Source organism: Patulibacter sp. NPDC049589 (assembly GCF_040675535.1).
In the GTDB taxonomy this organism is placed as follows: Bacteria; Actinomycetota; Thermoleophilia; order Solirubrobacterales; family Solirubrobacteraceae; genus Patulibacter.
Genome location: NZ_JBFAPC010000261.1, coordinates 1 through 4,974 on the forward strand (window position 1 = coordinate 1; position 4,974 = coordinate 4,974).

Genomic DNA, 4,974 nt, shown 5'->3' on the forward strand with positions numbered 1-4,974 from the left:
GTTTGTTGTCCCTCTCGCCGCGCGGGGCGGCGCAGCCCGACAGCCTGCTCGGCCGCGTCGTCACCCTCGGGCCCGACGGGGCCGCCGACCAGCAGCCGCGGCGTCGCTCGCGGGGCTGGCACGACCCGACCGCGTTCGCCGCAGGCCGGGCCGGGGTCCTCTGGGTCGCGGACCGGGCCGGCGGGGTCGACGCGGAGCGGATCGGCCACGCGGACCGCCCGCGGACCGGCACCGTGCGCAGCCCGTTCCGGCGGGTCCCGCTCGGCCTGGCCGTCGCCGACGGCGGGTCGCTGCTGCTCGTCTGCGGCTCCCGGTCCGGCCGGATCGACCGCACCCCGGTCCGCGCCGACGGCCGCGGCAACGCCGAGAGCGTCCCCGAGGTCCTCCCGGCCCGCTGCCGCTACGGCATCGCCGTCGTCGGGGACCGCGTCCTCGTGTCAGGCGACGACGGCCGGATCCGCGAGGCCGGCACGGTCGCGGACCTGCGCCGGGCCAAGAAGCTGCGCTGACGGCGGGGGCCCCGGGGACGACGGTCGCCGCGGGGCCCGCGCGCATCGGGTTGTGGGCCGCCTGGGTACCGAAGTCGATGAGACGGGGCGGATGGTCGTCGCGGGGCCCGGGCTCATCGAGTTCCGAACCGCACAGGTACCCAAGTCGATGGGACCGGGGTGCTGGCCGTCGCGAGCGGCGTCCGCCGTGGCTTCCGGACCACTCTGGGACCGAGCCCGACGGCGTCGCGCGGGCGAGCCACCGCCGGACGGCGGCCCGGGCCGCCGGAGATCGGTGCGCGGATCCGCCGGTCACGCGCCCGCCATCCGTGCGGCGGCCCGGCCCCGGGAACGACGAAGGCCCCCGGTCCGGGGGCCTTCTTTCCATGCGCCAGAGAGGACTCGAACCTCCACGGGGTTATCCCCCACAAGGCCCTCAACCTTGCGCGTCTACCAATTCCGCCACTGGCGCGCGGGGGGAGAAATGTACACGAGCGTCCCGCGCGACGACGTGCGGGTCCCCGGCCGTCGCGGACCGCGGCGCGGAGCCTTGCCTGCCGCCGCCTCCCGCGCTAGGGTTGCGAACAGACGTTCGATGACCCCCCGGAGCCCCAGCGCACCATGGACCTGACCAAGCGCCAGCAAGAGATCTTCGACTTCATCGGGGGATACACCTCGGACAACGGGTACCCACCCACGGTCCGGGACATCGGCAAGGCCGTCGGCCTCGCCAGCTCCTCGACCGTCCACGCGCACCTCGCGAACCTCGAGAAGCTCGGGCTGCTGCGCCGCGACCCGTCGAAGCCTCGCGCCATCGAGGTCATCGGCCGCGGCGTCGAGCAGGCCGTCGAGGGCGTGCGCAACGCCGTCGGCCAGGCCCGCCGCCTGCCGCTGCTCGGTCAGGTCGCGGCCGGCCCGCCGATCCTGGCGGAGGAGTCGGTGGAGGAGCACGTCGCGGTCCCGGACGCCGCGGGGGGCGAGCAGGGCGAGTACCTCCTGCGCATCCGCGGCGAGTCGATGATCAACGCCGGCATCCTCGCCGGCGACCTCGTGGTCGTCCGCCCGCAGGAGACCGCCAACGACGGCGAGATCGTCGTCGCCCTGGTCGGGGAGGACGCCACGGTCAAGCGCTTCTTCCGCGAGAGCGACCACATCCGGCTGCAGCCGGAGAACGACGACATGGAGCCGATCCGCTCGCGCGAGGCGCGTGTGCTCGGCAAGGTCGTCGGCGTGATGCGGAAGATGTGACCCCGGCCGTCGTCCCCGCCGGCCCGGCATCGGGACGGCGAGGACGACGGCCCGACCTCGTCCGCCGGTCCGCGCGTCGCTCGGGAGGGGCGACGCGCAGGCCGCCGGCGGGGGTCCGCCGGGTATCCTGCTGCGCGCAGGCCACGCAGCCGCGGACGGGCATGACCCGTTCGAGGAAAGTCCGGACACCGCAGAGCAGGGTGGTCAGGGAGCTGACCCGGGGAAACCCGCGGGAAAGTGCCACAGAAACACACCGCCGATGGCGGATCGGGGTTCGCCCCGGCCCGCACAGGCAAGGTTGAAAAGGTGCGGTAAGAGCGCACCGGCGTCGCGGTGACGCGGCGGCCAGGTAAACCCCACCCGGTGCAAGACCGAGCAGGACCGTCCGTAGGCGGCTCGTCGAGGTCCAGGTAGGTCGCATCAGATGGATGGCTGCGCAACGACAGAATCCGGCTTACCGGCCTGCTAAGGGCGACCCCCGCGCGAGCGGGGGTCGCCTATTTTCCGGGGCTGGCGCTCGCGGAGGCCGCGCGCCCCGGTCGCGTGCTCCCGCCCCCGGAGCCGGAGGTCCCGGGCTGCCGGGCCCCGTGGCTAGGCGGTGCGCGCCGGCCCGGCGACGACCGGCAGCTCAAGCGTCGTGCCCGCGGCGTCCCGGTCGGGGCGCTCGCTCTCGACGGACTGCGTCGGCGGGCGATCGTGGCGGTCGGCCCGGAGGACCAGGACGACGGCCACGAGCGTGATGCCCATCCCGATGCCGGTCATCAGGCCGACCGTCTCGCCGAGGACCAGGACGCCGAGGACGACGGCGACGACGGGGTTGACGTAGGACTGGGTCGTGACGAGCGACAGCGACGCGTTGCGCAGGAGCCAGGCGTACGCCGCGTAGACCGCGACCGAGGCGATCGTGAGGCCCACGAGTGCCACCAGTGACCGCGTCGACGCGGCGCCCGGGTCGATGCGCTCGCCGGCGGCGAGCCCCGCCACCAGGAGGACCGTCCCGCCCGCCAGCATCTGGATGGCGACGTCGGTGAGCACGTCCGGTGCGGTGCGGATGCGCGCGCCGAGGTACGTGCCGGTCGCCCAGGTCAGCGAGCCCGCGAGCCCGAGCAGCGCCGCGGTCAGCGGCACGCCCGCGGGGCGGCTGCCGGGGGACAGGAGCAGGATGACGCCGACGGCGCCGATGCCGACCCCGAAGGCGGTCGCCGGGGACACGCGCTCGCGGCCCGCGACGATCCGCAGGGCCAGCACGATCGCGGCCTCGGCCGACGCGATCAGCGCGGCCAGCGACGACGGCAGGCCCATGTGCTCGCCGACCGCGAACAGCCCGACGCCGCCGGCGACGAGCAGGAGGCCCATCGCCGCGCTGCCGCGCCACTGCTCGGCGCTCAGGCGGAACGCGCCGCGCCCGTGGATCCACAGCGCCACGAGGACGAGCGCCGACCCGCCGGCGAGGAAGCGCCCGGCCGAGCCCACCAGGGGCGGGATCGTCTCGACCATCACACGGATGCCGAGGAACGTCGCGCCCCACACGATCCAGACGGTCGCGACCGCGAGGACGAGCAGGGGCGCCGTCAGGCGGCGCGGGCGGAGTGAACGGACCAGAGAAGCGACCACAAGAAGATGGTTGCGCGCGCCGCACGAGTAGTACAACGCGAGTCCTTCATCGCTGCTATAAGCAGTACTGATGATCGACGTCCGAAGGGTCCGGGTGTTGCGCGAGGTCGCCCGGCGCGGGTCGTTCTCCGCCGCCGCCGAGGCCCTGGGGTATACGCAGTCGGCGGTCTCGCAGCAGATCGCGGCCCTGGAGCGCGAGGTCGGCGTGCCCCTGCTGGAGCGCCACCGCGGCGTGCGGCCGACCGGGGCAGGGGCGGTGCTGCTGCGGCACGCCGACGGAATCCTCGCCCGTGTCGCCGACGCCGAGGCAGAGCTCGCCGCCCTGCGGGGCGGGGCGGCCGGGCCCCTGCGGATGGTCGCGTTCCCCACGGCCGGGGCGACCGTCCTGCCGCCGGCGATCGCGGCGTTCCGCGCGTCGCACCCCGGCGTCGAGCTGACCCTGATCCCGATGGAGGTCCCCGACGGGCGCGCCGCGCTCGAGGCGGGGGAGTGCGACCTCGCCCTGCTCGTCGAGGACCCCGACGACGACGGCTGGGGCGGCGACGCGGGCGGCGGCCGCCGGGACGAGGACCCCTTCACCCGGACCCACCTGCTCGACGACCGGATGAACGTCATCCTCCCCGCGGGCCACCCGCTGGCCGCGCGCCGGAGGATCCGCCTGGAGGAGCTGCGCGACGACTCCTGGATCCTCGGCCGCCGCGACTACGTGCCGGACGAGGCGATCTTCGAGCGGGCCTGCCGCCGCGCGGGCTTCGATCCGCAGATGGCGTTCGAGTCCGACGACTACCTGGCCATCCAGGGCTTCGTGGCGGCCGGGGTCGGCGTCGCGCTCGCGCCCGACATGTCGCTCGTGACGCTCCGCGACGACGTCGTGGTCCGGGACCTCGAGGACCCGCCGCACCGCCGGGTGGTCGCGGCCGTCGACTCCCGCGCGTGGCGGTCGCCCGCGGTCGACGCGATGCTCCGGCTCGTGGTCGACGCGGCCGCGGAGTTCGCGGTCCGGGTCGACCGGCGCCGGGATCCGCGGTCACCGGACGAACACGTCCGGGCGCCGCGCACGCCGTAGCGTCCCGCCGGATGCGGTTCGCGCTCCTGCTCGAGGCGCCGCACCCGCGGCCCTGGACCCCCAACGGCGACGGGCGCCGGATCCGCGAGCTGGTGGAGACGGCGGTCCGCGCGGAGGCCCTCGGCTTCCACCGCGTGTGGGTCCCCGAGCACCACCTGCAGGAGGAGCGCCACCACGCGGGCCCGCCCGAGGTCGCGCTGGCGGCCGTCGCCGCGCGGACCCGCCGGCTCGGGCTCGGGCTCGGGCCGCTGCTCGCGCACCCGCTCGTCCAGCACCCCGCGCGGGCGGCCGCGGCGATCGCGGCGCTGGACGGCCTGTCGGGCGGTCGCGTCGCGGTGGCGTTCGCGGACGCGCGGTCGGCGATCGAGCTCGGCGCCTTCGGCATCGCGCGCGGCACCGCCCCGGCCGAGGCGGACCGCATGATCGAGCGGGTCGCGCGTCTGCTGGCCGAATCGCCCTTCGCCGGCGAGGACGAGGACGGCGGGCTGCCGGTGCGCCAGCTCGTCCCGCGCCCGCAGCAGCGCCCGCACCCGGCGCTCTGGCGCGCGTGCGACCGCC

The 4,974-nt window shown here is 75.7% G+C and carries 5 protein-coding genes, 1 tRNA gene and 1 other RNA gene; 5 read left to right on the top strand and 2 right to left on the bottom strand.

Features of this window, described 5'->3' with window-relative positions; genetic code table 11:
• Positions 1-509: hypothetical protein (locus AB0L40_RS26525; protein ID WP_364361606.1), on the top strand; the 509-nt coding region annotated here is incomplete at its 5' end.
• Positions 510-875: 366 nt separating this feature from the next.
• Here AB0L40_RS26525 and AB0L40_RS26530 read toward each other — a convergent pair.
• Positions 876-960, bottom strand: a tRNA-Leu gene (locus AB0L40_RS26530).
• Between the two features lie 149 nt (positions 961-1,109).
• On the opposite strand from AB0L40_RS26530, the gene lexA reads away from it, so the two are divergent.
• The gene (gene lexA, locus AB0L40_RS26535) at positions 1,110-1,736 is read left to right on the top strand and encodes a transcriptional repressor LexA (RefSeq protein ID WP_364361608.1); all 627 of its coding nucleotides are present in this window, start codon (positions 1,110-1,112) and stop codon (positions 1,734-1,736) included.
• Positions 1,737-1,872: 136 nt separating this feature from the next.
• Positions 1,873-2,206, top strand: an RNA gene (rnpB, locus tag AB0L40_RS26540) — RNase P RNA component class A.
• A gap of 121 nt (positions 2,207-2,327) precedes the next feature.
• Here rnpB and AB0L40_RS26545 read toward each other — a convergent pair.
• Positions 2,328-3,350, bottom strand: coding sequence for an EamA family transporter (locus AB0L40_RS26545; RefSeq protein ID WP_364361610.1), 1,023 nt, complete (start codon positions 3,348-3,350; stop codon positions 2,328-2,330).
• A gap of 70 nt (positions 3,351-3,420) precedes the next feature.
• On the opposite strand from AB0L40_RS26545, the gene AB0L40_RS26550 reads away from it, so the two are divergent.
• Both AB0L40_RS26550 and AB0L40_RS26555 read left to right on the top strand, forming a co-directional pair.
• Positions 3,421-4,416, top strand: coding sequence for a LysR family transcriptional regulator (locus tag AB0L40_RS26550; protein WP_364361612.1), 996 nt, complete (start codon positions 3,421-3,423; stop codon positions 4,414-4,416).
• Between the two features lie 11 nt (positions 4,417-4,427).
• A partial coding sequence (locus tag AB0L40_RS26555; RefSeq protein ID WP_364361614.1) for an LLM class flavin-dependent oxidoreductase occupies positions 4,428-4,974 on the top strand: 547 nt, incomplete at its 3' end.